Raw genomic sequence first — 25945 nt, 5'->3', positions numbered from 1 at the left:
CTTGAAATAGTATATCCCCAAGTCATTTAGGATAACGTTGTACCTAAATGACTCGGGGATATTTGATTATCACTAAATTTTAGTTATTGATAATGAAATTAACATTTTTCTTAAATACTATTATTTATTTATAAAATAAATAACATAACTCATTTACTTTCAAGATGAAATAGTTATAATTAGTTTAGGTGATGCTAGTGTTATTAATATCTTATGTTTGTAGTGTTTTGTTTAGTTTTTTATACCATCTCACCAATACGAACAGTTTGAATTTGAATTATCTGGTTAGGCGTTCCAAGTGTGATCATTGCGGTCGTAAATTAGGTTGGTTCGAATTAATACCTATATTTAGCTTTTTTATTTTAAAAGGAAAATCTAATTGTTGTAATCAAAAGTTAAAACGTCATTATATTTTTGGGGAATGCTTAGCCTTCTTAATTATCCCTTTAATAATTAATTTTGATACTAATGTACACTTCTCTCTATTTATTACTACTTATTTATTCCTTCTTACAATGGCATTGTATGACCTTCAAACGTTAACAATTAATATAGTCATAATAATTCTATATACTATTGTATGTGCAAAAATCACGATGATTTATTTTTCAACCTTTATATTCTTCACTTTAATATTACATCTATACTATTTTCTTTTTCCAAGACAAATAGGATATGGTGATATATTACTATTAAGTATCTTATCTTGTTTTTTCCCATATCACTTTTATTTGATATTTCTTCTTTATACGCTATTAATCGCTATTATAGTTTCTTCAATTTTATTAATAATGAAACAGCAAACTTATATTCCTTTTGTACCATTCATGTTTATTGGTTTTATGATGACAAATTATTTATACCAGAACACGCTATTATACATTTAGAAAGGTTGATCTAGTTTGAGAATTAAAAGTATGGCAAAGTCTCAATTACCTAGAGAGCGTCTTATTCACAATGGAGCAAAAAGTTTATCAAATAGTGAGTTATTAGCAATTCTTATAAATACAGGAAGACAAGGATTTTCAAGTTTAGATATTGCTAATGAATTAATGATTAGCTTTAATGGTTTGAAAGAATTAAAACATTTATCAATTAATGATTTAACAACCATTAAAGGAATTGGACTATATAAAGCAGTCATCCTTAAAGCTGCTTTTGAATTAGGTGAAAGAATGTATGCTAGAGATTTTAATGAAAAAATTAAGATAACATCACCAAGTGATGTATCTAATATTATGATGTCAAAAATGAAAGATTTGACTCAAGAACATTTTGTAGTACTTTTATTAAACTCTAAAAACATTGTGATAAAAGAAGAAACGATTTATAAAGGGACATTAAATTCTTCAGTAATACATCCACGGGAAGTTTTCAAAGCAGCTATTAGAGCAACTAGTAATGCGATTATAGTTTTACATAATCATCCTTCTGGCGATGTCACACCTTCTAAAGAAGATATTGAAACAACAATTAGATTAAAAGAATGTGGTGAATTACTAGGAATTCAAGTCCTTGATCATATAATTATTGGTGATCAAAAATATGCTAGTTTAGTAGAAGAAGGTTACTTTGACTTGAGTAATTAATGATATCATTTGTTTAAAATATTAGTAATCCTGTATAATTATGGTTGAAAAATTTTATAGAGGTGCATTATGACATTATTTTTAATAATAGGAATTTTGATACCAGTAGTTTATGTTCTTAGACTGACAATCAAAGAACATACGATTGGACTTAAGGAAATGTTCACGACAATTGTTTTATCTATGATAGGGATTGTCTTATTTTCTGTAATAGGTGTACTGATAAGCGGTCAAAATATTAATATAACATCATTAATTTTTGCCTCGTTAATTACAGGGGTAATATGGGGACTATTATTATCAGGTGTATATAAATTATTTAACTATCTGACACATACATTTAAAAAATAAAACTAGCCATTGCAATATCAATCCTACAAGAATTGAGACATGGCTAGTTTAATAATTTATTGAATATAGGCTGATAGTACTTGGAAATTTTCCATAATCCAAAGTATGCCTTGATATCCTAAATATAATCCTAATAATATTAAGGCTGCAGATATTATAAATCTAAGAATTGCAAACCCAACTCTAAATAACAATATCACAAGTAATGCAATTAAAATGATACTCACAATACTCATTATCAACACTCCTCATGAATATCCATAAACGATAATATAACCTTATTATAAAGCATCCAGTATTAATTTGGAATCATACTTTAGTACATACCATTATCATGCTAAAGACTGATGTTGATATAGTATTGTTCTATTATAATAAAGATTACTATTGGAGGGTATTTAATGCGGTTTTTTCTTAGTATTATAAAAAATATTATTGCAGTTATAGCTATTATTTGTATTATATATTTTGCATTAAAATACGCACCATTTCTAAGGGATCAAGATTGGAATCCGATAAATCATTCTATAAACAATGAGCAGTTGAATAACTCACCTAGCAATTTAGATTGTCCTCATAACATATCAACAAATGGTAAGCGTTATGTGCTTGAGGATAATGATATTTTACAAAATATCCCGGCAAGTCAAACAAGAAATGTATTTAAATACATAGACAAGAAAGAGTTTATGGCTGTATCAGGCTTAGGAAGAATGGGATATAATGACAATTACATTGCTGGACAACGTAATGACGAATTCATTATTTATAAATTTGGTAGTGATCAAATAAAAGTATATCGAACTGAAATAGAAATGGAACAAGATTTGAATGCACTTGGTCAATATATTGAATTAAAGCCTTTTGATGCATATTAATTAAGTTTTCATAATTGAACTAGTTTATTTTCTACGTTATGGTTAAGTTATAAACTATATTTCAAAGGTTGGTGTGATACATGTCTGAACAATCTAAAGAAAAACAAGCAAATGAACAAGCTAAAGCACAAAATCTTTTCGCTAAATGGAGAAAAGATGAAAAACTTTATAGTGACGATGATAAAAAGGATAAAGATAAATAACTAAATTGAGTTCATACTGAGTTTATTAAGATTAGGTACCACTAACTATTTGACGCATTGCGTAATAGTCGTGCTATCTAATCTCTTTTTTAATTAAAGATGTTGATATAGAATGAACTTAGTGCTTTATTTCAAACAACGAGTAATATAAAATAATAAAGGATGATTTAAATTAGAATTTGTAGAGGTGTTATGAGTGCAAAAGTTTTTTAAAAATAACAAATTAATTGTTGTTTTTTGTGCGGTTATAATTTTTATTGCACTGATTGGTTTGTCATTAAGGTCACATACCCAATCACCTCCTGAACAATATGTGGGGGATTCTGTTTCTCTTGGGCAAAGAGTCGTGAGCTATCCTGTCAATTTTGTTACTGGAGCGATAAATAATCTTTTTAGCTCAAATAAAACAACTGACAACAAGAAAATAAAACAACTAGAGGCTAAAAATGAAAAGTTAGAAGCGGAAAATAAAGATTTAAAAAAAGAATTAGATATGACTGATATTTCTAAATATGATCCAATTTCTGGTGCTGTAATCGCTAGAAATGCTGACCAATGGATGAATACAATAATCATTGATAAAGGAAATAAAGACGGTGTTAAATCAAATATGGCTGTTATGACAGCTGAAGGTTTAGTTGGAAGAGTAACGAAAGTTAACCAATTTTCAGCACAAGTAGACTTATTATCTACTAACACTAGAACAGGTAAATTGTCTGTTAACATTCAACACGATTCTAAAAATGTATTTGGCTTAATCGACCAGTATGATAAAAAGAATCAAGAACTAGTCATTGGCAATATCAATAATAAAGATAAGGTTTCAAAAGGCGATAAGGTCATAACTAGTGGATTAGCCGATCAATTGCCAAGTGATTTATACATAGGTGAAGTGACCAAAGTTGAAAATGATGAGTATGGATTAGCAAAAGAAGTTAGAGTTAAAACAGGCGCTAATTTATCCGATATTAGCCACATATATATCGCCAAAAAAGATCCTGACAATGCTACCGATGAAAGCAGGGACAATTGATGAGAGTATTTTTGTACTTAATCGTTGGTGTAGTACTGTTTTACATTGACAGTATCATTGGACTTATAATCCCAATGCATCTTGGTCATTTCGAGTTTAATTTTATTCCTCACTTAATTTTGTTGTATATTTTGTTGATAACGATTTATCGTAGCTTTGGAATCGGATTAATATTCGCAATTCTGTTTGGAATCGTAACTGATATATATGTCGGCAGTGTCTATGGATTATATATGTTTGGTTACTTAGCACTTGTCGTTATATTTGATAAATTTCTCAAAGTTTTTTATCGAGACTATACAATGATTTGTATTTTGAGTATTATTAGTATTATTGTTTTCGAAATTTACGTAGCAATTATTTATGGTGTGATTGGATTTGCTAATATTGATATAATCAATTTCATCTTATTAAGAATGATTCCAACTATTTTATTAAATGTCATTTTACTTATTATACTTTTCCCAGTTTTTATAAAATTTATGAAAAAAACTCATATACAAGATTGACACCGGTATTTAGTAATGGTAAGATGCAATAGTTGAGTAGTTTTATAGCTACATACAACCGCTCAAATATAGGTTTAAGAACATTTTTAATGTCACCTATATATGGCGTGACTTATTAATATAGGAGGTGCAAAGTATGTTTGCTATTATCGAAACAGGCGGTAAACAAATTAAAGTAGAAGAAGGTCAAGAAATCTTCGTTGAAAAATTAGATGTTAATGAAGGTGACTCATTCACATTTGATAAAGTATTATTTGTAGGTGGCGATTCAGTTAAAGTTGGTGCCCCAACTGTTGAAGGTGCTACTGTTACTGCTACAGTTAACAAACAAGGTCGCGGTAAAAAAATCACTGTATTTACGTATAAACGTCGTAAAGACTCTAAACGTAAAAAAGGCCATCGTCAACCATATACTAAATTAACTATTGATAAAATCAACGCTTAATTTATGATTACAGTTGACATCACTATTAATGATAGTGGAAAAGTAACAGACGTTATTATGGATGGTCATGCTAATCATGGTGAATATGGACATGACATTGTTTGTGCAGGTGCCTCAGCGGTTTTGTTTGGAAGCGTTAATGCAATTCTAGGTTTAACTTCTGAGAAACCAGACATTGACTATGAGGATGATGGAGGTCATTTTCATATAAGAAGTGTAGATACAAACAATGAACAAGCGCAATTAATTCTTCAAGCAATGTTAGTTTCTTTACAAACGATTGAAGATGAATATAATGAAAATATCAGATTAAATTACAAGTGAGGTGTATCCCGATGTTAAAATTAAACTTACAGTTCTTTGCATCTAAAAAAGGGGTAAGTTCTACTAAAAACGGTCGTGACTCAGAATCAAAACGTTTAGGTGCTAAACGTGCTGATGGTCAATACGTTACAGGCGGCTCTATTTTATACCGTCAACGTGGTACTAAAATTTATCCTGGTGAAAATGTAGGTCGTGGTGGCGATGATACATTATTCGCTAAAATCGACGGCGTTGTTCGTTTCGAACGCAAAGGTCGCGACAAAAAACAAGTTTCTGTATACGCAGTAGCTGAATAATTTTGTCTAGTTAACACCAGAAGTGAATGCTTCTGGTGTTTTATTTTGTTTTAATACAAAAGTAGTAACTTTATAGTGTTAATTTTTCATGCTTTAATGGATAATGATATAATGTTGTCATTAAAGAACAAATCGTAAAAGAGGTGAGATATATGTTTGTCGATCAAGTTACAATATCTCTTAAAGCTGGTGATGGTGGTAATGGTATCACTGCCTATAGAAGAGAGAAATATGTTCCATTTGGAGGTCCAGCTGGTGGTGACGGTGGTAAGGGCGCATCAGTTGTTTTTGAAGTAGATGAGGGATTAAGAACATTATTAGATTTTAGATACCAACGTCATTTTAAAGCTAAAAAGGGCGAGAATGGGCAAAGTAGTAATATGCATGGTAGAGGTGCAGACGATTTAGTTTTAAAAGTACCTCCTGGTACAATAATCAAAAGTGTGGAAACGGATGAAGTATTAGCTGACCTTGTTGAAGATGGCCAACGTGCTGTCGTAGCTCGTGGTGGACGAGGTGGACGAGGTAATTCTCGTTTTGCTACACCTAGAAACCCAGCACCAGACTTTAGTGAAAATGGTGAGCCAGGTGAAGAATTAGATGTAACATTAGAGCTTAAATTATTAGCAGATGTTGGATTAGTTGGATTCCCTAGTGTTGGTAAATCAACATTATTGTCAATAGTTTCAAAAGCAAAACCAAAGATTGGTGCGTATCATTTTACTACAATTAAGCCAAATTTAGGTGTCGTTTCAACACCTGACAATAGAAGTTTTGTTATGGCCGATTTACCAGGTTTAATTGAAGGTGCTTCAGATGGTGTTGGATTAGGACATCAATTTTTAAGACATGTTGAACGTACAAAAGTGATTGTTCATATGATAGACATGAGTGGATCAGAAGGTAGAGATCCATTTGATGATTACCAAATTATAAATAAAGAATTAATAAATTATAAACAACGATTAGAGGATAGACCTCAAATTGTGGTCGCTAATAAAATGGATATGCCCGATGCACAAGATAATTTAACTTTATTTAAAGAACAAGTAGATGATAGCGTTACGATAATTCCTGTTTCTACAATTACAAGAGATAATATTGAACAGTTATTATACGCTATAGCAGATAAATTAGATGAAGTTAAAGATATTGACTTTAGCGTTGATAACGATGAAGAAATAGGTGTTAACCGTGTACTTTATAAACATACGCCTTCTCAAGATAAATTCACTATCACTAGAGACGACGATGGTGCGTATGTAGTAAGTGGTAATGCAATTGAGAGAATGTTCAAAATGACAGACTTTAATAGTGACCCAGCAGTAAGAAGGTTTGCTAGACAAATGCGTTCAATGGGTATTGATGATGCACTGAGAGAACGTGGCTGTAGTAATGGAGACATCGTTAGAATTTTAGGTGGAGAATTTGAATTTGTAGAATAGGAGTGCTAACAGTGGACAATAAAGATTATAAAAAGTTTTACTTGATACGTGAAGATGTCTTACCTGAATCAGTGGTAAAAACATTAAAAATTAAAGATGCTTTAAAAAATAATCCGGAATTGTCCATTTATGAAGCTGTTAAATTATTTGATCTTTCACGTAGTGCATTTTATAAATATAGAGAAACAATCTTCCCTGTAGATGAAAAAATGTTAGATCATCGTGAATTTACGCTTATTCTTTATGTTAATGATATTGTTGGGATGTTAGCGCAAGTACTTAATAAGGTTTCTAAATTGCAATTATCTGTTCTTACTATACATCAAAGTGTACCAATGGAAGAGAAAGCTACGATAACATTATCACTTAGCGCAAAAGATACCACCATTTCAATTGATGAAATTATAAAGGCATTAAGAAATATTGAACATGTTTCTAAAGTTGAATTAATAAGTATGAGTATGTAAGGAAGGTAACGAATGTACGCTTATATTAGAGGTAAATTGACGCAATTATTTCCAACGCATGTAGTTGTTGAATCAACTAATGGGGTTGGATATGAAATTCAGACTCCAAATTCCTATCGATTTCAAAAATATTTAGAGAAAGAATTAGTAATTTATACATCTTTAATTGTTAGAGAAGATGCTCAGTTACTTTATGGATTTATTAATGAAGAAGAAAAAGATATGTTCTTAAGTTTAATCAAAGTTACAGGTATAGGTCCAAAGTCTGCATTAGCAATTTTAGCTACTAGTACACCAAATGAAGTTAAAATGGCAATTGAAAATGAGAATGATGCTTATTTGACTAAGTTTCCAGGTATTGGTAAGAAAACTGCACGTCAAATTGTGCTGGATCTAAAAGGCAAAGTTCAAATTACAAGTGAAACAACTGAGACACTTTTAAGCATCAATGAAGAAAATTCAAATAACGAAAAACTAGTTAAAGAAGCATTACTCGCCCTAGAGGCTTTAGGTTACTCAAAACGAGAAATTTCTAAAGTTGAAAAAGTACTCAACAAATCAACATTTGATTCTGTTGATGAAGCAGTAAAACTAGGACTAAAAACACTTGTGTCTTAAATTAGAAAATTCGTATTATTTACAACTACTAATGTATCTGGGGGGAGAAATTATGGATGACAGAATGGTTGATCAATCTTTGCATAGTGAAGAAACTTCTTTCGAATTATCACTTAGACCAACAATGTTAAAACAATATATTGGGCAATCATCAATAAAGAACAACTTAGAAGTATTCATTAAAGCTGCTAAACTACGTGAAGAGCCATTGGATCATGTACTTCTATTCGGACCACCAGGATTAGGTAAAACAACACTATCCAATATTATCGCAAATGAAATGAACGTTAATATAAGAACTGTCTCAGGTCCTTCATTAGATAGACCAGGTGACTTAGCAGCAATACTATCTGGTTTGCAACCTGGGGATGTACTATTTATTGACGAAATTCATCGTTTAAGCAGCACCGTTGAAGAAGTTTTATATTCAGCGATGGAGGATTTCTTCATTGATATTATCATTGGAAAAGGTGATGAAGCTCGTAGTATTAGAATAGATTTGCCTCCATTTACACTAGTAGGTGCGACTACACGGGCTGGAAGCTTAACTGGTCCACTAAGAGATAGATTTGGCGTTCATCTGAGATTAGAATATTATAATGAAAATGATTTAAAGGAAATTATAATTCGAACAGCAGAAGTGTTAAACACAAAAATTGATGATGAAAGTGCAACTGAGTTAGCTAAACGTTCACGAGGAACGCCTCGAGTCGCAAATCGTTTATTGAAACGCGTTAGAGATTTTCAACAAGTCAATGAAGATGAACAGATTTATATTGAGACTACTAAACAAGCTTTACAATTGCTTCAAGTAGATGCAGAAGGTTTAGACTACATTGATCATAAAATGATGAGATGCATCATTAATCAATATGATGGTGGTCCGGTGGGTCTTGATACTATAGCTGTTTCAATCGGTGAGGAGCGTATAACAATTGAAGATGTCTATGAGCCTTTTTTAATTCAAAAAGGATTTATAGAGCGTACACCAAGAGGTAGAAAAGCTACTGCATTTGCATACGAACATTTCAAAAATTTTTAATAAATGAGGGATATAAAAAATGAATGTTGAGGAATTTGATTATGACTTGCCTGAATCATTAATTGCTCAGACCCCTTTAAAAGATAGAGACCAAAGTAGATTGTTAGTGTTAGGTAGACACAGTGGTAACATTGAACACAAACATTTTAAAGATGTCATTGATTACTTGGAAACTGGTGATACACTTGTCTTAAATGACACACGTGTTATGCCTGCACGATTATTTGGTTTAAAAGAAGAGACTGGTGCAAAAGTTGAAATGCTTATGCTTACTCGAATTGAGAATAATGATTGGGAAGTATTACTTAAACCAGCAAAGCGAATTAAAGTTGGGAATAAGTTGTCTTTCGGAGAGGGTAAGATTATAGCTGAATGTATACAGGAATTGGATCAAGGTGGACGTATCATGCGTTTGCATTATGAAGGAATTCTTGAGGAAAGATTAAATGAACTCGGTGAAATGCCTTTACCGCCATATATAAAAGAACGGTTAGATGATCCTGACCGCTATCAAACTGTCTACGCTAAAGAAAGTGGTTCTGCAGCAGCACCAACAGCAGGGTTGCATTTTACAGATGAACTTTTAGATGAAATTAGAGCAAAAGGTATAAATATTGCATTTATAACATTGCATGTTGGATTAGGAACATTTAGACCTGTAAGTGTTGAAGATATTAATGACCATGAAATGCATAGTGAATATTATCAAATGACCCAAGAAACAGCTGACTTATTAAATCAAACAAAAAAAGAAGGTCATAGAATCATTTCTGTAGGTACAACTTCAACAAGGACTTTAGAGACTATTCGTCGTGATTACAATGAATTTGTAGCTGTTAGTGGATGGACTGATATTTTTATATATCCAGGATTTACATATAAAGCTATAGATGGTTTAATTACTAATTTCCATTTACCTAAATCAACTTTAGTCATGCTTGTATCAGCATTTAGTAGTCGAGAAAACATTTTAAACGCATATAAAGAAGCTGTTAAACTAGAATATAGATTTTTCAGTTTTGGAGATGCGATGTTAATTATTTAATGAATGAGAGGTATTAAATATGCCAGCAGTAACTTATGAACATATAAAGACATGTAAACAATCAGGTGCACGTTTAGGTATCGTTCATACACCGCACGGTTCTTTTGAAACGCCTATGTTTATGCCGGTAGGAACAAAAGCAACTGTTAAAACAATGAGTCCTGAAGAATTAAGACAAATAGAAGCGAAAATAATATTAGGAAATACGTATCATTTGTGGTTACAACCTGGAAATGATATTATCAAACAAGCTGGGGGTCTGCATAAGTTTATGAATTGGGATGGCCCTATTCTTACTGATTCAGGTGGTTTCCAAGTATTTAGTTTAAGTAATCTCCGTAAGATAACTGAAGAGGGTGTTGAGTTTAGACATCATACAAATGGATCAAAGTTATTTTTAAGTCCAGAGAAATCAATGGAAATACAAAATGACTTAGGTTCAGATATAATGATGGCTTTCGATGAATGTCCACCTATGCCTTCTGAGTATAAGTATGTTAAGGATTCAATTGAACGCACTACGAGATGGGCTGAGCGTTGTTTAAACGCACATAAGCGCCCAGAGGACCAAGCACTCTTTGGTATTATTCAAGGTGGCGAATATAAAGATTTAAGAGAACAAAGCGCTAAGGAATTAGTTGCTTTAGATTTCCCTGGATATGCTATTGGTGGGTTGTCGGTAGGCGAACCTAAACCAGTTATGTATGAAATGGTTGAACATACAGTGCAATATATGCCAGATGATAAACCTCGTTATTTAATGGGCGTAGGTTCTCCTGATGCATTAATTGAATGTAGCATACGTGGCATGGATATGTTTGATTGTGTATTACCAACGCGTATTGCTAGAAATGGTACATGTATGACTTCAAACGGAAGATTAGTAATTAAGAATGCTAAATATGCAAACGATTTTAAACCACTAGATGAAAATTGTGATTGCTACACATGTAAGAATTATTCACGTGCTTATATCAGACATCTGATTAAAGCTGAAGAAACTTTCGGTATCCGTCTTACTACTATTCATAATTTACATTTTCTGCTAAAATTGATGGAAGATATTAGACAAGCTATTCGAGAAGATCGTCTTTTAGATTTTAAAGATGAATTCTTTGAACAATATGGGCTTAATGTAGAAAACCCTAAAAATTTCTAATAAGGAGACAACATAATGAACGTTTCAGCACTTATTTTACCTATAATTTTAATTATAGTATTTTATTTCTTTTTAATTCGACCTCAACAAAAACGTGCTAAAGAACATCGTGAAATGATTAGCCGAATCGAATCTGGTCAACGTATTACTACAATTGGTGGTTTGAAAGGAACTGTTAAAGCTGTTGATGAAACTACAGTTGTTATCACAGTTAATGGTCATGGAACAGAAATGACTTTTGAAAAACCAGCAATTAAACAAGTAGACCCTTCTTAAAGTTAAGGGGAAATGAAATTTATTTATTTAAAACTGTCGACAAAGTTCATACTATGTTGACAGTTTTTTTATTATAAGTATATGCGTAATAATCTTAATTTCACTAAAAGATGTAGTATGTTAATATAGATAGGTCATGTAATAACTATGTAATTTTTAATTAACTTGCACATGGTTTATTAAAAGATTATTCTTAGTACATAAGTAAACAATGAGGTGTTCATGTGAAGAAATTTAGTAGGATAATTGCATTCATACTAATTGTAGCCGTTTTGTTCGTTGGAATGGGACTTACATATAAGAATGTAGTTAAAAACGTAAATCTTGGATTAGATTTACAAGGTGGATTTGAAGTTCTTTATCAAGTTAAACCATTAGATGGTGATAAAAAAATTGATGAGAAAGCCTTACAATCAACTGCTAGAACTTTGGAAAATCGTGTCAATGTTCTCGGTGTTTCTGAACCTCATATTCAAGTTGAGGATCCAGACAGAATTAGAGTTCAATTAGCGGGTGTTAAAGATCCAGATGAAGCTCGTAAAATATTATCTTCCCAAGCCAATTTAACTATTCGTGATGCCAATGATAAAGTTAAATTAACTGGTAAAGATATTGTACAAGGTTCAGCAAAACAAGAATTTAAGCAAGGTACTAATGAACCAGCTGTTACATTTAAATTAAAAGATCGTGCTAAATTTAAAAAAGTAACAGAAGAAATTTCGAAAAAACAAGAAAATATGATGGTAGTATGGCTTGATTATAAAAAAGGTGATAGCTACCATAAAGAGTTAGAAAAAACTGAAGATAAACGTAAATACGTTTCAGCTGCTTCAGTAGATCAACCTATTAATTCAGATAGTGTTGAAATTTCAGGTGGATTCCATGGTCAACAAGGTGTGGAAAGAGCTAAACAAATTGCAGAATTACTAAATGCTGGTTCACTACCTGTTGATTTAAAAGAAATTTATTCTAATTCAGTAGGTGCACAGTTTGGTCAAGATGCACTTGATAAAACAATATTTGCATCAGCGATAGGCGTAGCAATTATATATCTATTTATGGTCGGTTTCTATAGACTACCTGGTTTAGTTGCTATCATCGCATTGACTGTTTATATTTATCTTACATTAGTAGCATTTAATTTCATTTCTGGTGTTCTTACATTACCAGGATTAGCAGCTCTCGTACTCGGTGTAGGTATGGCTGTAGATGCGAACATAATTATGTATGAACGGATAAAAGATGAATTGCGAATTGGTAGGACGTTAAAACAAGCCTACTCTAAAGCAAACAAGAGTTCACTCTTAACGATATTTGACTCGAACTTAACTACAGTTATTGCTGCGGGTGTATTATTCTTCTTCGGTGAAAGTTCAGTAAAAGGTTTTGCGACAATGTTACTTTTAGGTATTCTTATGATATTTGTAACAGCTGTATTTTTATCAAGAGGTTTATTATCATTACTTGTATCATCTAATTACTTTAAGAAGAAATTCTGGCTATTTGGAGTTAGTAAGAAAAATAGACATGATATTAATGAAGGTGTAGATGTTCATGATCTTAAAACTTCATATGAAAAGTGGAATTTTGTTAAATTAGCCAAACCATTAATCGGATTCAGTATTCTGATTTTGATTGTTGGTATTGTGATTTTAAGTATATTCAAATTAAACTTAGGTATTGATTTCTCTGCAGGTACGCGTGTTGATATTGACTCTGATACAAAATTGTCTCAACCTAAAGTTGAACGTACGATGAAAGACATGGGATTAACTCCAGATCAAGTTCAAATAAATGGTAGTGACAATAAACAAGCAACTGTGAGATTTAAGAAAGATTTATCTAAAAATGAAGTTGTAGAACTTAACAAAAAAGTGAACAATGAATACAGTCATAAACCAACTGTAAATACAGTATCACCAATGATTGGACAAGAATTAGCTAAAAACGCTATGAAGGCTCTTATCTATGCGGCAATAGGTATTATTATCTATGTTTCACTAAGATTCGAATGGAGAATGGGTCTATCATCGGTATTAGCATTACTGCATGATGTCTTTATGATTGTTGCATTATTCAGCTTACTTCGTTTGGAAGTTGATATTACATTTATTGCAGCAGTACTAACTATCGTAGGTTATTCAATTAATGATACGATTGTAACATTTGACCGTGTAAGAGAAAATCTGCATAAAATTAAAGTCATTACCAAACCAGAGCAAATCGATGACATCGTTAATCGCTCTATTCGTCAAACAATGACTCGTTCCGTTAATACTGTTTTAACAGTAATTGTTGTCGTAGTTGCGATTTTAATATTTGGGGCATCAAGCTTATTCAATTTCTCATTAGCATTATTAATTGGATTAGTATCTGGTGTATTCTCTTCAGTATTTATCGCTGTACCTTTATGGGGTATAATGAAGAAACGACAACTTAAAAAAGCAGATAACGGTAAATTAACGGTATACAAAGAGAAAAAATCAAATGATGAAAAGATTTTAGTATAAATTATTAGGGAGTAGGACATTGTATTCAATGTTCTACTCTTTTTCTAGTATCATTAATAGTTTTATCAACTTAGCGTTGTTTACTTTTTATTTAGTTGAATTTTCGGTATAATGGCTTTTGGAAAAAGGGAGGATAATTACATGATTAAATCTAAATATAACTGGCTCTATGAACCTCCAACAGAATACATAAATGAAACTTTAATAAAAAAATATCAATTAACACCGATTATAAAAAAACTGCTTGAAAGTAAATCGATAACTGATGATGAGTCAATAAAAGCCTTATTAGATGAAACTATCATTAATCACGATCCATGGCTATTAAGTGATATGGAAAAAGCGGTGACTCGAATCAATGAAGCAATTGATAAAAATGAGCGTATATTGGTATATGGTGATTATGATGCCGATGGTGTCACTTCTACAACTATATTAGTTAATACATTGCAGACATTAGGTGCTGAAGTGGGTTGGTATATTCCTAATCGATTTTCAGAAGGTTATGGTCCTAATGAACTTGCATTTAGAAATGCCTATGATGAAGGCGTGTCTCTCATCATAACTGTCGATAATGGCATACAAGGTCATAAAGAGATTGAAATGATACAAAAGCTAGGAGTTGATGTCATAGTAACTGATCATCATGAAATTGGACGTACTTTGCCTGAAGCGTATGCCATCGTCCATCCAATGCATCCAGAGTATGAATACCCATTTCACTTTTTATGCGGTGCTGGTGTAGCTTACAAATTATCTCAAGTTTTATTAGACAATCCTCCTAATTATTTTGTAAGTTTAGCTGCGATTGGTACTATAGCAGATTTAGTGTCAATGACAGATGAAAACCGCTCTATAGTAAAACAAGGTTTATCATTTTTAAATCAAAGCTGTCCGATTCAAATTAAAGCATTACTTAACCAAGCTGGTTATAATAACACGATTAACGAAGAAACTGTAGGTTTTATTATAGGGCCTCGACTTAATGCTGTTGGTAGATTAGAGGATGCATCGTTAGCTGCGGAGTTATTAATGACCGAGGATGAAGAAGAAGCTGAATTTCTAGCTGAACAAGTAGAAGATTTTAATGTTGAACGTAAAGAAATAGTAGCTCAGATAACTGATGAGGCACTAGCCATTGCTGAAGAAAAAGTGAATAATGGCAATCAATTTTTACTATTAGCTAAAGAAAATTGGCATGAAGGTGTCTTAGGTATAGTAGCATCTAAAATTGTTGAGACATATGCATTACCTACCTTAATTCTGAATATTGATTTAGAACAAAATCATGCTAAAGGATCAGCTCGTAGTATAGAACAAGTTTCAATGTTTGAAATTTTGAGTGCACATCAAGATTTAATTTCTAAGTTTGGTGGTCATCATATGGCAGCGGGTATGACTATGGAAATAGATTATATTGAAGCTTTAGAGCAAGGATTGAATGACTGGATGTTTAAATTATCAGAACATACGTCACTAGCGCCGGCAAAACATGTATCAGTTAAATTAGAAGAGAATGATATTTCTATAAATAACATTCGTGATATTCAAAGACTAAGTCCATTTGGCACAGACTTTGAAAAACCATTATTGGAAATAGATGATAATGAAGTCGTTGATGTTAGAGCAATAGGAAAAGATAAAAACCATTTGAAATTAGTAACCGGTCAGTTACAATTACAAAGCCTATTTTGGAAAAATGGTCAGTTAGCAACTCAAATTGAACCTGGTCAACCAATCAATCTACTAGGAAATTTACAAATCAATGAATGGAACGGAAATCAATCACCACAGTTTATTATTCAAGATATAGCAACGAATAAAGAACAAATATTAGATTACCGAAGTAAACGTAAACAATTAAATATAGACCCAAACGATACTAGAGTTGCTTTTTTAATACACCCTAAAAAAGAAAAATTGAATCATAATTACTATTATTATGGTGATAAAATCGATCAAGAACATGAAGTAGTAATTTTAAGAGATTTGCCAAATGATTTAGACAGTCTTAAAGATAGTCTCAAAAACTTAAATTATTCACAACTCTATTTAGTTTTGCAACATCAGCAGAGTATATATTTTGATGGTATGCCCTCGTCAAATCAATTTAAAAGCTGTTTCAAAGCGCTAATGACCAAAAAAGAAACCAATCTTGAACAAGAGGGTATGTTACTATGTCAACATTTGAATGTTAAACCTAATATTTTAAAATTTATGCTTAAAGTATTTTATGAGTTAGGTTTTGTAACAGAAGAAAATGGTATAATTAAAATTGTAGATAATGCTGACAAACAAAATATTGAAACAAGTCGTGTTTATCAATTAAGACAATCCAGAATGGAAGTTGAGAAACTTTTACTTTATGATGATTTTACGCAATTAAAAACTTGGATCAAATCACAGAAGGGTTAGTACATAGGAGGAAATAGATATATGGATTTAAAGCAATATGTTTCGGAAGTGCAAGATTGGCCTAAACCGGGAGTCAGTTTTAAAGATATAACAACAATTATGGATAACGGGGAAGCTTATGGTTATGCTACCGATCAAATTGTAAAATATGCTAAGGAGAGAGACGTTGATATAGTTGTAGGTCCTGAGGCAAGAGGATTTATAATTGGGTGCCCTGTAGCTTATTCAATGGGTATTGGTTTTGCGCCCGTGAGAAAAGAGGGTAAATTACCTCGTGAAGTTATCCGATATGAATATGACTTAGAATATGGTACAAATGTTCTTACAATGCACAATGATGCAATTAAACCAGGTCAACGTGTTCTTATAACTGATGACTTATTAGCTACTGGAGGTACTATAGAGGCGGCAATTAAACTAGTTGAAAAACTAGGAGGAATCGTCGTAGGTATTGCATTTATAATTGAACTTAAATATTTAAACGGTATTGAAAAAATTAAAGATTATGATGTGATGAGTTTAATTTCATATGATGAATAGATGACTAGAATTAAAAGACATAGTATATGCTTTTAATGTCTAACAATTTTTGGGAATGAGATAATGAATTCGTAATGGGATTCTATCTCATTCCCATTTTTTCGTTAAATTGTTTACTTGATTTGATTTCAGCGTAACACCATTTATTTATTTATAAACTTGTAGTATCATAGAACTATTATTTATAAAAATGTTAAGGCTTTTGTAGTTCTTTTAACATTTGATAAAATTAAAGTAATACTCGCATTTCTATATCTAAATAGATGATATACTCGGATTAATGAAGGGACAATGTATATTTTCTTAATTTTCAAAAATTCGAATATGAGTTGAGTATTTGAAATACAAATGAGTTGGGGTGTCATATATTGAATAACGAGTATCCATATAGCGCTGATGAGGTGCTAAATAAAGCTAAATCATATTTATCAACTGATGATTATCAATATGTCCTAAAAAGTTACCATATAGCTTATGAAGCCCATCAAGGACAGTTCCGCAAAAATGGTCTTCCGTATATCATGCATCCAATTCAAGTAGCGGGCATATTAACAGAAATGCGTTTAGATGGTCCAACGATAGTGGCAGGCTTTCTGCATGATGTCATTGAAGATACGCCATACACATTTGACGATGTTAAAGATATGTTTAATGAAGAAATAGCGCGAATTGTTGATGGTGTTACTAAACTTAAAAAGGTAAAATACCGCTCTAAAGAAGAACAACAAGCAGAAAATCATCGTAAATTATTTATTGCAATTGCAAAAGATGTTCGAGTGATACTTGTCAAATTAGCCGATAGATTACATAACATGAGAACATTAAAAGCTATGGTTAGAGAAAAACAAGTGCGTATCTCTAAAGAGACACTAGAAATTTATGCACCATTGGCACATAGATTAGGTATTAATACGATTAAATGGGAATTAGAAGATACTGCACTTAGATATATAGACAGTGTTCAGTATTTCCGTATTGTCAATTTAATGAAGAAAAAGCGTAGTGAACGGGAAGCTTATATCGCTAATGCAATAGATAAAATTCAAACAGAAATGATTAAAATGGACATCACTGGAGAAATTAGCGGTAGACCTAAACATATTTATAGCATATACCGAAAAATGATGAAGCAGAAAAAGCAGTTTGATCAAATATTCGATTTATTAGCTATTCGTGTAATTGTAAATTCTATTAATGATTGTTATGCAATTTTAGGGTTAGTCCATACATTATGGAAACCAATGCCTGGAAGATTTAAAGATTATATTGCCATGCCTAAACAGAATATGTATCAATCTCTACATACAACTGTCGTTGGTCCTAATGGTGACCCTTTAGAAATACAAATTAGAACATATGAAATGCATGAAATAGCTGAGCATGGTGTTGCAGCTCATTGGGCATATAAAGAAGGAAAAACAGTTAATGAAAAGAATCAAGATTTTCAAAATAAATTAAATTGGTTAAAAGAATTAGCTGAAGCTGATCATACATCATCTGACGCACAAGAATTTATGGAATCACTGAAATATGATTTACAAAGTGATAAAGTGTACGCTTTCACACCTGCAAGTGATGTTATTGAATTGCCTTATGGTGCGGTTCCAATAGATTTCGCTTATGCTATTCATAGCGAAGTCGGAAATAAGATGATTGGTGCAAAAGTTAATGGTAAAATTGTTCCTATTGATTATGTTCTTCAAACCGGAGATATTATTGAAATTCGTACAAGTAAGCACTCTTATGGACCTAGTAGAGATTGGCTAAAGATAGTTAAATCATCAAGTGCTAAAAGTAAAATTAAGGGTTTCTTTAAAAAACAAGACCGTTCATCTAACATTGAAAAAGGTAAGTTTATGGTCGAAGCAGAAATTAAAGAACAGGTCTTTAGAGTAGATGATATTTTAACTGATAAAAATATAGAAGTTGTTAATGAGAAATACAATTTTGCTAATGATGATGATCTATTTGCAGCAGTTGGATTTGGTGGTGTAACAGCTTTACAGGTTGTTAATAAATTGACCGAAAGACAACGTATACAAGATAAACAAAAAGCGCTAAACGAGGCGCAGGAAGTTATTAAATCACTTCCAATTAAAGATGATATCATCACTGATAGTGGTGTCTATGTCGAAGGTATAGAGAATGTATTGATAAAGCTTTCAAAATGTTGTAATCCAATCCCTGGAGATGATATTGTAGGATATATCACTAAAGGACATGGTATAAAAGTGCACCGTACAGATTGTCCAAATGTTAAAAATGAAACAGAACGATTAATAGCAGTTGAGTGGGTTAAATCTAAAGATTCTACTCAACGATACCAAGTAGATTTAGAAGTTAGTGCATATGATCGTAATGGTTTATTAAATGAAGTAATACAAGCCGTTAACTCTACAGTCGGAAGTATTATTAAAATCAATGGACGGTCTGATACTGATAAGAATGCAATTATCACTATTAGTGTTATGGTGCGTAATGTTAATGATGTATTCCGTGTAGTTGAAAAACTAAAACAATTAAGTGATGTATATACAGTGTCAAGAGTTTGGAATTAATGAGGTGCTATTAATATGAAAGTAGTTGTACAAAGAGTAAAAAGAGCAGCAGTTACAAATAACAGCATTCACAATGAAATCGACAAGGGTTTCTGTCTTTTAGTCGGAATAGGTAAGGATACAACAGAAGCAGATATAGATGCAGTTGCTAAAAAGATTATTAACGCTCGTTTGTTTGAAGATGAAAATGGCAAACTTAATTTAAATATCCAACAAGTTGAAGGTCAAATTTTATCTATCTCTCAATTTACTTTATATGCTGATGTACGTAAAGGGAATAGACCAGGATTTTCAAATTCAAAAAATCCTGAAGAAGCCAATGTGTTATACGAAAAATTTAACACTGCTTTAAAAGCTTATGACGTTGAAGTGAAAACAGGTGAATTTGGTACTGATATGGAAGTTGAAATTATCAATGATGGTCCAGTTACTATTATTTATGAAAGTCAGGATGGCAAAATAATATGAACAAAATAGATGCATGGTTATCTAAACATGACCTTAAAAATCTGACAACATTGATTGTTGTAGGTGCTTTTATATTATTTTTAATATTATTATTTATGCTAATGAATCATAGTGATCAAGGGAGTAATAGAATTATAGTTTCAGAGAATGCTGAATTACGAACTGGTCCAAATGCTGCTTATCCTGTGATTTACCAAATCGAAAAAGGTGATACGTTTACTAGATTGAATAAATCAGGTAAATGGATAGAAGTTGAAAGCAGAGATGGTTCTGAAAAAGGTTGGATAGCTGGGTGGCACACAAGCTTAAATATTGAAGCGGATGCGAATAAAAAAGTAAACCCATTAAAAAATAAGGTCATTGTCTTAGATCCTGGCCATGGAGGCAATGACCAGGGTGCATCCAGTAATACTTCAAAAAAGAGTTTGGAGAAGAACTATACTTTAAAAACAGCTAAAGAATTGAGACGTGCTCTTGAAAAAGCGGGGGCAACAGTTAAATTAACACGTTCTGATGATACATATGTTAGCTTAGATGATAGAAAACTTAATGGTGACGCATACATTAGTATACATAATGATTCTCTTGATAGTCCTAATGCTAATGGTGCAACTGTTTATTGGTATAAAAATAATCAAGAAGCTTTAGCTGAAACGTTAAATACAAACATACAAAAGAAAGCCATGTTGTCTAATAGAGGAACTCGACAAGAGAACTTCCAAGTACTAAGACAGACCAATAAGCCAGCCGTGTTATTAGAATTAGGATATATAAGTAATCCAACAGATGAGGTAATGATACGAGATCAAATTCATCGACAAGTTGTAGAAGAAGCTGTAGTGGATGGTTTAAAACAATATTTTGCCTCTTAAAGCTTGCAAACTATGCATAAACTCGTTATTATAATTAGTGAACTTTATATATAATACCGTTATGATTCTTGAAAGTGTAAATGAAAGAGGTAGCAATAATTGATATTGTGAAGAGATATAATCCATGGCTGTAAGATTATACTGAGTAATTTATTACTTTGAACACAAGAACAGGTGCTTTAATAGATTAAGCCGTTTTACGTACGTTACACGTTTTGAGTGGTAATTAAGTTTTACTAACGAATTTAATTACAATTAGGGTGGCAACACGGCGATTCGTCCCTTGTATAGCAGAAATGCTATATAAGGGACTTTTTTTATTAAAGGGAGTTTGTAAAAATAAAAAGAAGGAGTGATTGTGTGATTAGAATTCCTAGAGGTACACAAGATATCTTACCTGAAGATTCTAGTAAATGGCGTTACATTGAAAATCAACTTGATAAATTAATGAAATTATATAATTATAAAGAAATTCGCACGCCTATATTTGAAAGTACAGATTTGTTTGCACGTGGCGTGGGTGACTCTACAGATGTCGTACAAAAAGAAATGTACACTTTTAAAGATAAAGGTGACAGAAGCATAACTTTAAGACCAGAAGGAACAGCAGCTGTTGTACGTTCATACATTGAGAATAAAATGCAAGGTATTCCAAATCAGCCTGTTAAATTATATTATAATGGGCCAATGTTCAGATATGAACGTAAACAAAAAGGGCGATACCGTCAATTCACTCAATTCGGCGTTGAAGCGATTGGCGCTGAAAATCCGAGCATGGATGCTGAAGTTCTAGCTATGGTGATGCATATCTATGAATCATTCGGCCTTAAACATTTAAAATTAGTTATCAATAGTATTGGTGATGCTGATTCACGTAAAGAATATAATGAGGCACTAATACGTCATTTTGAGCCAGTGATAGATACATTTTGTGATGATTGTAAATCAAGATTACACACAAATCCAATGAGAATACTAGATTGCAAAATTGATAGAGATAAAGAAGCGGTTAAAAATGCACCAAGAATTACTGATTACTTAAATGACGATTCAAAAGCTTACTTTAATGAAGTGAAGACTCACTTAGATGATTTAGGTATTTCATATGTTGAAGATCCTAACCTTGTACGTGGTCTTGATTATTACACACACACTGCTTTTGAATTAATGATGGATAATCCTAATTATGATGGTGCAATAACTACCTTATGTGGTGGTGGTCGATATAATGGACTGCTTGAATTATTAGATGGACCAAATCAAACGGGTATTGGTTTCGCTTTAAGTATTGAAAGATTGTTATTGGCGCTTGAAGAAGAAGGAATTGATTTGGACGTCGAGGATACGTTTGATCTTTTCATCGTTACTATGGGTGAAGAAGCTGAACGATATAGCGTTAAGCTTTTAAATCAACTCAGAAAATCGGGTATAAAAGCCGACAAAGATTATTTACAACGTAAAGTTAAAGGTCAAATGAAACAAGCTGATCGGTTGAATGCTCAATATACAGTTGTTATCGGTGATCAAGAACTTGAAAATGAAGTGATTGATGTCAAAGACATGTCAACAGGTGAAACAGAAACTATTAACTTAAATAACTTAGTAAATTATTTTCAAGAAAAAAATAATTAATAAAAAGGAGAATACAAATGAGTAAAAGAACAACGTATTGTGGTTTAGTTACAGAAGAACTTTTAAACCAAAAAGTTACTTTAAAAGGTTGGGTTCATAATCGTCGTGACTTAGGTGGTTTAATCTTTGTCGATTTACGTGACAGAGAAGGTATCGTGCAAATCGTATTTAACCCTGATTTTTCTGAAGAAGCTTTAAATGTAGCTGAAAAAGTAAGATCAGAATATGTAGTTGAAGTTGAGGGAACAGTAACCAAGAGAGATCCAGATACTGTGAATCCTAAAATTAAAACTGGTCAAGTAGAAGTACAAGTTTCTAATATAACAATTATCAATAAATCAGAAACACCACCATTTTCTATTAATGAAGAAAATCAAAATGTTGATGAAAACATCCGTTTAAAATACCGTTATTTAGATTTAAGACGCCCAGAGTTGGCACAAACTTTCAAAATGAGACATCAAACAACACGCTCTATTCGTGAATATTTAGATAACAATGGTTTCTTCGATATTGAAACTCCTGTTTTAACTAAATCTACGCCGGAAGGTGCCAGAGATTATTTAGTACCTTCTCGAGTTCATGAAGGAGAATTTTATGCATTACCACAATCACCTCAATTATTTAAACAATTATTAATGATTAGTGGTTTTGACAAATATTATCAAATTGTTAAATGTTTCCGTGATGAAGATTTACGTGCAGATCGTCAACCTGAATTCACTCAAGTCGATATTGAAATGAGTTTCGTTGATCAAGAAGATGTGATTGAAATGGGTGAAGAAATGTTACGAAAAATTGTTAAAGATGTTAAAGGCATTGAAGTATCAGGTCCTTTCCCTAGAATGACTTATGAAGAAGCGATGAGACGCTATGGTTCAGATAAACCTGATACTCGTTTTGATATGGAACTTAAAGATGTATCACAGTTAGGTCGTGAAATGGACTTTAAAGTATTTAAAGATACTGTAGAAAATAATGGCGAAGTAAAAGCCATTGTAGCTAAAGGTGCAGCCGACAATTATACTCGTAAAGACATGGACGCATTAACAGAATTCGTAAATATTTATGGTGCTAAAGGTCTAGCATGGGTAAAAGTTGTTGATGATGGATTGAGTGGTCCAATCGCTCGTTTCTTTGAAGATTCAAATGTCGCGACTTTAAAAGAACTTACACAGGCTGAATCAGGAGACTTAGTAATGTTTGTCGCTGACAAACCAAGTGTAGTAGCTCAAAGTTTAGGTGCTTTACGTATTAAAATTGCCAAAGAATTAGGTTTAATCGATGAAAATAAACTTAATTTCTTATGGGTAACAGATTGGCCGTTATTAGAATATGATGAAGATGCTAAACGTTATGTAGCTGCACACCATCCATTTACTTCACCTAAACAAGAGGATATTAGTAAATTAGATTCAGAACCTCAAAATGCACAAGCGAATGCTTATGACATCGTTTTAAATGGTTATGAATTAGGTGGGGGATCAATCAGAATTGCAGACGGTGAATTACAAGAAAAAATGTTTGAAGTATTAGGATTCACTAAAGAACAAGCTAGAGAACAATTTGGATTCTTATTAGATGCATTTAAATATGGTACACCACCACATGGCGGTATTGCACTAGGCTTAGACCGTTTAGTAATGCTATTAACTAATCGTACAAACTTACGTGATACAATTGCATTCCCTAAAACAGCTTCTGCGACTTGCTTGCTTACAGATGCACCAGGTGAAGTCTCAGACAAACAATTAGAAGAGCTTTCTTTACGTATTCGTCATTAGATTTAACATATAAAATGATATAAATACATTAGTCATCAAAATCACAATTGATTTTGGTGACTTTTATTTAGCGTTTTTTCGTTTTGTTGTAGAACTATATTCATCCAATAAAAACTATAATAATATTATGTAAACTAAATATAATTAAAATTTTTCTTCACAAAATGTATATTCCATCTAGTTCATAAGGATTTCTTTATTTAAACCTCTGTGGTAATATATAAACATAAGGTAGTCATCTGTATTGTTCGTATGTTTGCTTTTTATTTGGGCCTAACACTTTTTGATCAGGGAGCCCAATAGGTTTTCTTGCAGCGCACACGCCTCAATTGGAGGACTTGCAAAACAAGAAACAGGGCACCCACCTGTATATAGCAGGCCGAATGATCAAGCTTTTTATAACTACGGCAATCACGGACTCTACCGGTACGCAAGGCTTTATGTCTTGCGTATTTTTATTTGTCTTTTTCTGTTAACATATAGTTATCGTATTGTTTTTTATAAAGGAGTTTAAAATGAAACATCAATTTTCAAGAAACGAATTAGCATATGGACAAGAGGGTTTAGATCTATTAAAAGAAAAAACAGTTGCAGTTCTTGGGGTAGGTGGTGTTGGTTCATTTGCTGCCGAAGCATTAGCTAGAACCAATATTGGTCATATTATTTTAATCGATAAAGATGACGTAGATATTACAAATGTCAATCGTCAAATACATGCACTCACTACAACTATCGGACAAAGTAAGGTCACTTTGATGGAAGAACGTATTAAACTTATTAACCCTGATTGTAAAGTAACACCACTTCACATGTTTTATACTGAGGAGACATATGAGGATTTATTTAATAATTATGATATTGATTACTTTATCGATGCAAGTGATACTATAATATATAAAGTTCATCTGATGAAAGAGTGTTTAGAACGAGGAATTAAGATGATTTCAAGCATGGGGGCAGCTAATAAAACTGATCCTACACGATTTAAAATAGCAGATATTTCTAAAACTTATATGGACCCTATGGCTAAAATTATCCGTAATAAACTAAAGCGTCAAGGTATAAAAAAGGGTGTACCTGTCGTGTTTTCTGATGAAAGTCCTATTGTAATTCGTGAAGATGTAAAAGCAACCGTTGGAGATGCAAACGCCATTAATCGTAAAGGGCAAATGCCTCCATCATCAAATGCATTTGTACCAAGTACAGTAGGATTAATCTGTGCGAGTTACGTAGTAAACGACATTTTAAAAAATATACCTGTACGCCGTATTAAGGATAAAGGTAATATTTAAATAATAGACTATGAATCAAATTTAAAAGGCTCTACGTCAAATCGGACTGATGAGTCCAAATATTGAGATTAAGCAACCTTAGGTTGTTTAATCTCTTTTTTTGTTGTTGAGGCAAATAGTCGCGAAGTTATAATAATTCGATTACGCAAATTATCATAATTTCTATAACCAAAAGATACCCTTTTAATGAGTTT

General features: G+C 32.2%; 27 protein-coding genes, 1 other RNA gene and 1 other annotated feature. Of the genes, 27 read left to right on the top strand and 1 reads right to left on the bottom strand.

All coding sequences use genetic code 11. From position 1 onward, the window contains the following. Positions 1-191: 191 nt before the first annotated feature. The 3 genes from BDW31_RS12930 to BDW31_RS04315 all read left to right on the top strand — a co-directional run bounded on the left by BDW31_RS12930 (position 192) and on the right by BDW31_RS04315 (position 1940). On the top strand, positions 192-887 hold the full coding sequence (locus BDW31_RS12930) for a prepilin peptidase (RefSeq protein ID WP_080287551.1): 696 nt from the start codon (positions 192-194) through the stop codon (positions 885-887). 15 nt (positions 888-902) lie between these two features. Beyond that, positions 903-1589 carry a RadC family protein gene (gene radC / locus BDW31_RS04320; RefSeq protein WP_110709210.1) on the top strand — a complete coding sequence of 229 codons (687 nt, stop codon included), beginning with the start codon at positions 903-905 and terminating at the stop codon, positions 1587-1589. Positions 1590-1658: 69 nt separating this feature from the next. Then, a complete protein-coding gene (locus BDW31_RS04315) occupies positions 1659-1940 on the top strand; it encodes a hypothetical protein (protein ID WP_053024741.1) in 282 nt (93 codons plus the stop codon). 56 nt (positions 1941-1996) lie between these two features. On the opposite strand, the gene BDW31_RS04310 is transcribed toward BDW31_RS04315, so the two are convergent. Further along, complete coding sequence (locus tag BDW31_RS04310; protein WP_011275566.1) at positions 1997-2176, bottom strand: hypothetical protein; 180 nt, start codon at positions 2174-2176, stop codon at positions 1997-1999. A gap of 165 nt (positions 2177-2341) precedes the next feature. Between BDW31_RS04310 and BDW31_RS04305 the strand changes: the two genes are divergently transcribed. The 24 genes from BDW31_RS04305 to BDW31_RS04190 all read left to right on the top strand — a co-directional run bounded on the left by BDW31_RS04305 (position 2342) and on the right by BDW31_RS04190 (position 25751). After that, on the top strand, positions 2342-2818 hold the full coding sequence (locus BDW31_RS04305) for a DUF4930 family protein (RefSeq protein WP_053024740.1): 477 nt from the start codon (positions 2342-2344) through the stop codon (positions 2816-2818). 80 nt (positions 2819-2898) lie between these two features. Then, a complete protein-coding gene (locus BDW31_RS12705) occupies positions 2899-3021 on the top strand; it encodes a hypothetical protein (protein WP_011275568.1) in 123 nt (40 codons plus the stop codon). 196 nt (positions 3022-3217) lie between these two features. Further along, the gene (mreC, locus tag BDW31_RS04295) at positions 3218-4054 is read left to right on the top strand and encodes a rod shape-determining protein MreC (RefSeq protein ID WP_053024739.1); all 837 of its coding nucleotides are present in this window, start codon (positions 3218-3220) and stop codon (positions 4052-4054) included. Further along, positions 4054-4563 carry a rod shape-determining protein MreD gene (gene mreD / locus BDW31_RS04290; RefSeq protein ID WP_037550976.1) on the top strand — a complete coding sequence of 170 codons (510 nt, stop codon included), beginning with the start codon at positions 4054-4056 and terminating at the stop codon, positions 4561-4563. The genes mreC and mreD overlap by 1 nt, the downstream gene beginning before the upstream one ends. Positions 4564-4609: 46 nt before the next feature. Next, positions 4610-4686: a sequence feature (ribosomal protein L21 leader region), on the top strand. A gap of 13 nt (positions 4687-4699) precedes the next feature. Then, positions 4700-5008: a 50S ribosomal protein L21 gene (rplU, locus tag BDW31_RS04285; RefSeq protein ID WP_002448968.1), complete on the top strand. Its 309-nt coding sequence runs from the start codon at positions 4700-4702 to the stop codon at positions 5006-5008. Between the two features lie 3 nt (positions 5009-5011). Next, positions 5012-5332 (top strand): ribosomal-processing cysteine protease Prp, encoded by a 321-nt coding sequence (locus BDW31_RS04280; protein ID WP_037536746.1) that lies wholly within the window; start codon positions 5012-5014, stop codon positions 5330-5332. A gap of 11 nt (positions 5333-5343) precedes the next feature. After that, on the top strand, positions 5344-5628 hold the full coding sequence (rpmA, locus tag BDW31_RS04275; RefSeq protein WP_011275573.1) for a 50S ribosomal protein L27: 285 nt from the start codon (positions 5344-5346) through the stop codon (positions 5626-5628). 152 nt (positions 5629-5780) lie between these two features. Continuing rightward, the gene (gene obgE / locus BDW31_RS04270; protein ID WP_037550974.1) at positions 5781-7073 is read left to right on the top strand and encodes a GTPase ObgE; all 1293 of its coding nucleotides are present in this window, start codon (positions 5781-5783) and stop codon (positions 7071-7073) included. A gap of 11 nt (positions 7074-7084) precedes the next feature. Then, positions 7085-7540 (top strand): ACT domain-containing protein, encoded by a 456-nt coding sequence (locus BDW31_RS04265; RefSeq protein WP_037550972.1) that lies wholly within the window; start codon positions 7085-7087, stop codon positions 7538-7540. A 12-nt stretch (positions 7541-7552) separates the two neighbouring features. After that, positions 7553-8158 (top strand): Holliday junction branch migration protein RuvA, encoded by a 606-nt coding sequence (gene ruvA, locus BDW31_RS04260; RefSeq protein WP_053024738.1) that lies wholly within the window; start codon positions 7553-7555, stop codon positions 8156-8158. Positions 8159-8210: 52 nt separating this feature from the next. Next, complete coding sequence (gene ruvB / locus BDW31_RS04255) at positions 8211-9200, top strand: Holliday junction branch migration DNA helicase RuvB (protein WP_037550968.1); 990 nt, start codon at positions 8211-8213, stop codon at positions 9198-9200. A gap of 19 nt (positions 9201-9219) precedes the next feature. Continuing rightward, positions 9220-10245 carry a tRNA preQ1(34) S-adenosylmethionine ribosyltransferase-isomerase QueA gene (gene queA / locus BDW31_RS04250; RefSeq protein ID WP_037550966.1) on the top strand — a complete coding sequence of 342 codons (1026 nt, stop codon included), beginning with the start codon at positions 9220-9222 and terminating at the stop codon, positions 10243-10245. 19 nt (positions 10246-10264) lie between these two features. Further along, the gene (gene tgt / locus BDW31_RS04245; protein ID WP_037536731.1) at positions 10265-11404 is read left to right on the top strand and encodes a tRNA guanosine(34) transglycosylase Tgt; all 1140 of its coding nucleotides are present in this window, start codon (positions 10265-10267) and stop codon (positions 11402-11404) included. 15 nt (positions 11405-11419) lie between these two features. Continuing rightward, positions 11420-11680: a preprotein translocase subunit YajC gene (yajC, locus tag BDW31_RS04240; protein WP_011275581.1), complete on the top strand. Its 261-nt coding sequence runs from the start codon at positions 11420-11422 to the stop codon at positions 11678-11680. Positions 11681-11904: 224 nt separating this feature from the next. Further along, positions 11905-14190: a protein translocase subunit SecDF gene (secDF, locus tag BDW31_RS04235; protein WP_053024737.1), complete on the top strand. Its 2286-nt coding sequence runs from the start codon at positions 11905-11907 to the stop codon at positions 14188-14190. A 141-nt stretch (positions 14191-14331) separates the two neighbouring features. Further along, complete coding sequence (gene recJ / locus BDW31_RS04230) at positions 14332-16605, top strand: single-stranded-DNA-specific exonuclease RecJ (RefSeq protein ID WP_037550962.1); 2274 nt, start codon at positions 14332-14334, stop codon at positions 16603-16605. Between the two features lie 21 nt (positions 16606-16626). After that, entirely contained in the window at positions 16627-17145 is a 519-nt protein-coding gene (locus tag BDW31_RS04225) for an adenine phosphoribosyltransferase (RefSeq protein ID WP_037536725.1), read from the top strand. A gap of 368 nt (positions 17146-17513) precedes the next feature. Then, on the top strand, positions 17514-19703 hold the full coding sequence (locus BDW31_RS04220; protein ID WP_053024736.1) for a RelA/SpoT family protein: 2190 nt from the start codon (positions 17514-17516) through the stop codon (positions 19701-19703). Between the two features lie 15 nt (positions 19704-19718). Continuing rightward, positions 19719-20171, top strand: a complete 453-nt coding sequence (dtd, locus tag BDW31_RS04215) for a D-aminoacyl-tRNA deacylase (RefSeq protein WP_037550958.1) — start codon at positions 19719-19721, stop codon at positions 20169-20171. Further along, entirely contained in the window at positions 20168-21043 is an 876-nt protein-coding gene (locus tag BDW31_RS04210; protein WP_053024735.1) for an N-acetylmuramoyl-L-alanine amidase family protein, read from the top strand. Before dtd ends, BDW31_RS04210 begins: the two co-directional genes overlap by 4 nt. Before the next feature lie 360 nt (positions 21044-21403). Beyond that, positions 21404-22675, top strand: a complete 1272-nt coding sequence (hisS, locus tag BDW31_RS04205) for a histidine--tRNA ligase (RefSeq protein ID WP_037550954.1) — start codon at positions 21404-21406, stop codon at positions 22673-22675. Positions 22676-22692: 17 nt separating this feature from the next. Next, complete coding sequence (gene aspS / locus BDW31_RS04200) at positions 22693-24459, top strand: aspartate--tRNA ligase (RefSeq protein ID WP_053024734.1); 1767 nt, start codon at positions 22693-22695, stop codon at positions 24457-24459. Between the two features lie 233 nt (positions 24460-24692). Beyond that, positions 24693-24883: non-coding RNA, 6S RNA (ssrS, locus tag BDW31_RS04195), on the top strand. A 91-nt stretch (positions 24884-24974) separates the two neighbouring features. Beyond that, complete coding sequence (locus BDW31_RS04190; protein ID WP_011275590.1) at positions 24975-25751, top strand: tRNA threonylcarbamoyladenosine dehydratase; 777 nt, start codon at positions 24975-24977, stop codon at positions 25749-25751. Positions 25752-25945 lie beyond the last annotated feature (194 nt).

This window comes from Staphylococcus sp. AtHG25 (genome assembly GCF_003217445.1).
Lineage (GTDB): Bacteria > Bacillota > Bacilli > Staphylococcales > Staphylococcaceae > Staphylococcus > Staphylococcus haemolyticus.
This window is presented reverse-complemented; position numbering and strand designations above follow the sequence as displayed.

Coding starts and splice junctions, on each gene's coding strand:
- BDW31_RS12930 (WP_080287551.1), top strand. CDS start 192: ATGCTAGTGTTATTAATATCTTATGTTTGTAGTGTTTTGTTTAGTTTT.
- BDW31_RS04315 (WP_053024741.1), top strand. CDS start 1,659: ATGACATTATTTTTAATAATAGGAATTTTGATACCAGTAGTTTATGTT.
- BDW31_RS04310 (WP_011275566.1), bottom strand. CDS start 2,176: ATGAGTATTGTGAGTATCATTTTAATTGCATTACTTGTGATATTGTTA.
- BDW31_RS04305 (WP_053024740.1), top strand. CDS start 2,342: ATGCGGTTTTTTCTTAGTATTATAAAAAATATTATTGCAGTTATAGCT.
- BDW31_RS12705 (WP_011275568.1), top strand. CDS start 2,899: ATGTCTGAACAATCTAAAGAAAAACAAGCAAATGAACAAGCTAAAGCA.
- mreD (WP_037550976.1), top strand. CDS start 4,054: ATGAGAGTATTTTTGTACTTAATCGTTGGTGTAGTACTGTTTTACATT.
- rplU (WP_002448968.1), top strand. CDS start 4,700: ATGTTTGCTATTATCGAAACAGGCGGTAAACAAATTAAAGTAGAAGAA.
- BDW31_RS04280 (WP_037536746.1), top strand. CDS start 5,012: ATGATTACAGTTGACATCACTATTAATGATAGTGGAAAAGTAACAGAC.
- rpmA (WP_011275573.1), top strand. CDS start 5,344: ATGTTAAAATTAAACTTACAGTTCTTTGCATCTAAAAAAGGGGTAAGT.
- obgE (WP_037550974.1), top strand. CDS start 5,781: ATGTTTGTCGATCAAGTTACAATATCTCTTAAAGCTGGTGATGGTGGT.
- ruvA (WP_053024738.1), top strand. CDS start 7,553: ATGTACGCTTATATTAGAGGTAAATTGACGCAATTATTTCCAACGCAT.
- ruvB (WP_037550968.1), top strand. CDS start 8,211: ATGGATGACAGAATGGTTGATCAATCTTTGCATAGTGAAGAAACTTCT.
- queA (WP_037550966.1), top strand. CDS start 9,220: ATGAATGTTGAGGAATTTGATTATGACTTGCCTGAATCATTAATTGCT.
- tgt (WP_037536731.1), top strand. CDS start 10,265: ATGCCAGCAGTAACTTATGAACATATAAAGACATGTAAACAATCAGGT.
- yajC (WP_011275581.1), top strand. CDS start 11,420: ATGAACGTTTCAGCACTTATTTTACCTATAATTTTAATTATAGTATTT.
- recJ (WP_037550962.1), top strand. CDS start 14,332: ATGATTAAATCTAAATATAACTGGCTCTATGAACCTCCAACAGAATAC.
- BDW31_RS04225 (WP_037536725.1), top strand. CDS start 16,627: ATGGATTTAAAGCAATATGTTTCGGAAGTGCAAGATTGGCCTAAACCG.
- dtd (WP_037550958.1), top strand. CDS start 19,719: ATGAAAGTAGTTGTACAAAGAGTAAAAAGAGCAGCAGTTACAAATAAC.
- BDW31_RS04210 (WP_053024735.1), top strand. CDS start 20,168: ATGAACAAAATAGATGCATGGTTATCTAAACATGACCTTAAAAATCTG.
- aspS (WP_053024734.1), top strand. CDS start 22,693: ATGAGTAAAAGAACAACGTATTGTGGTTTAGTTACAGAAGAACTTTTA.
- BDW31_RS04190 (WP_011275590.1), top strand. CDS start 24,975: ATGAAACATCAATTTTCAAGAAACGAATTAGCATATGGACAAGAGGGT.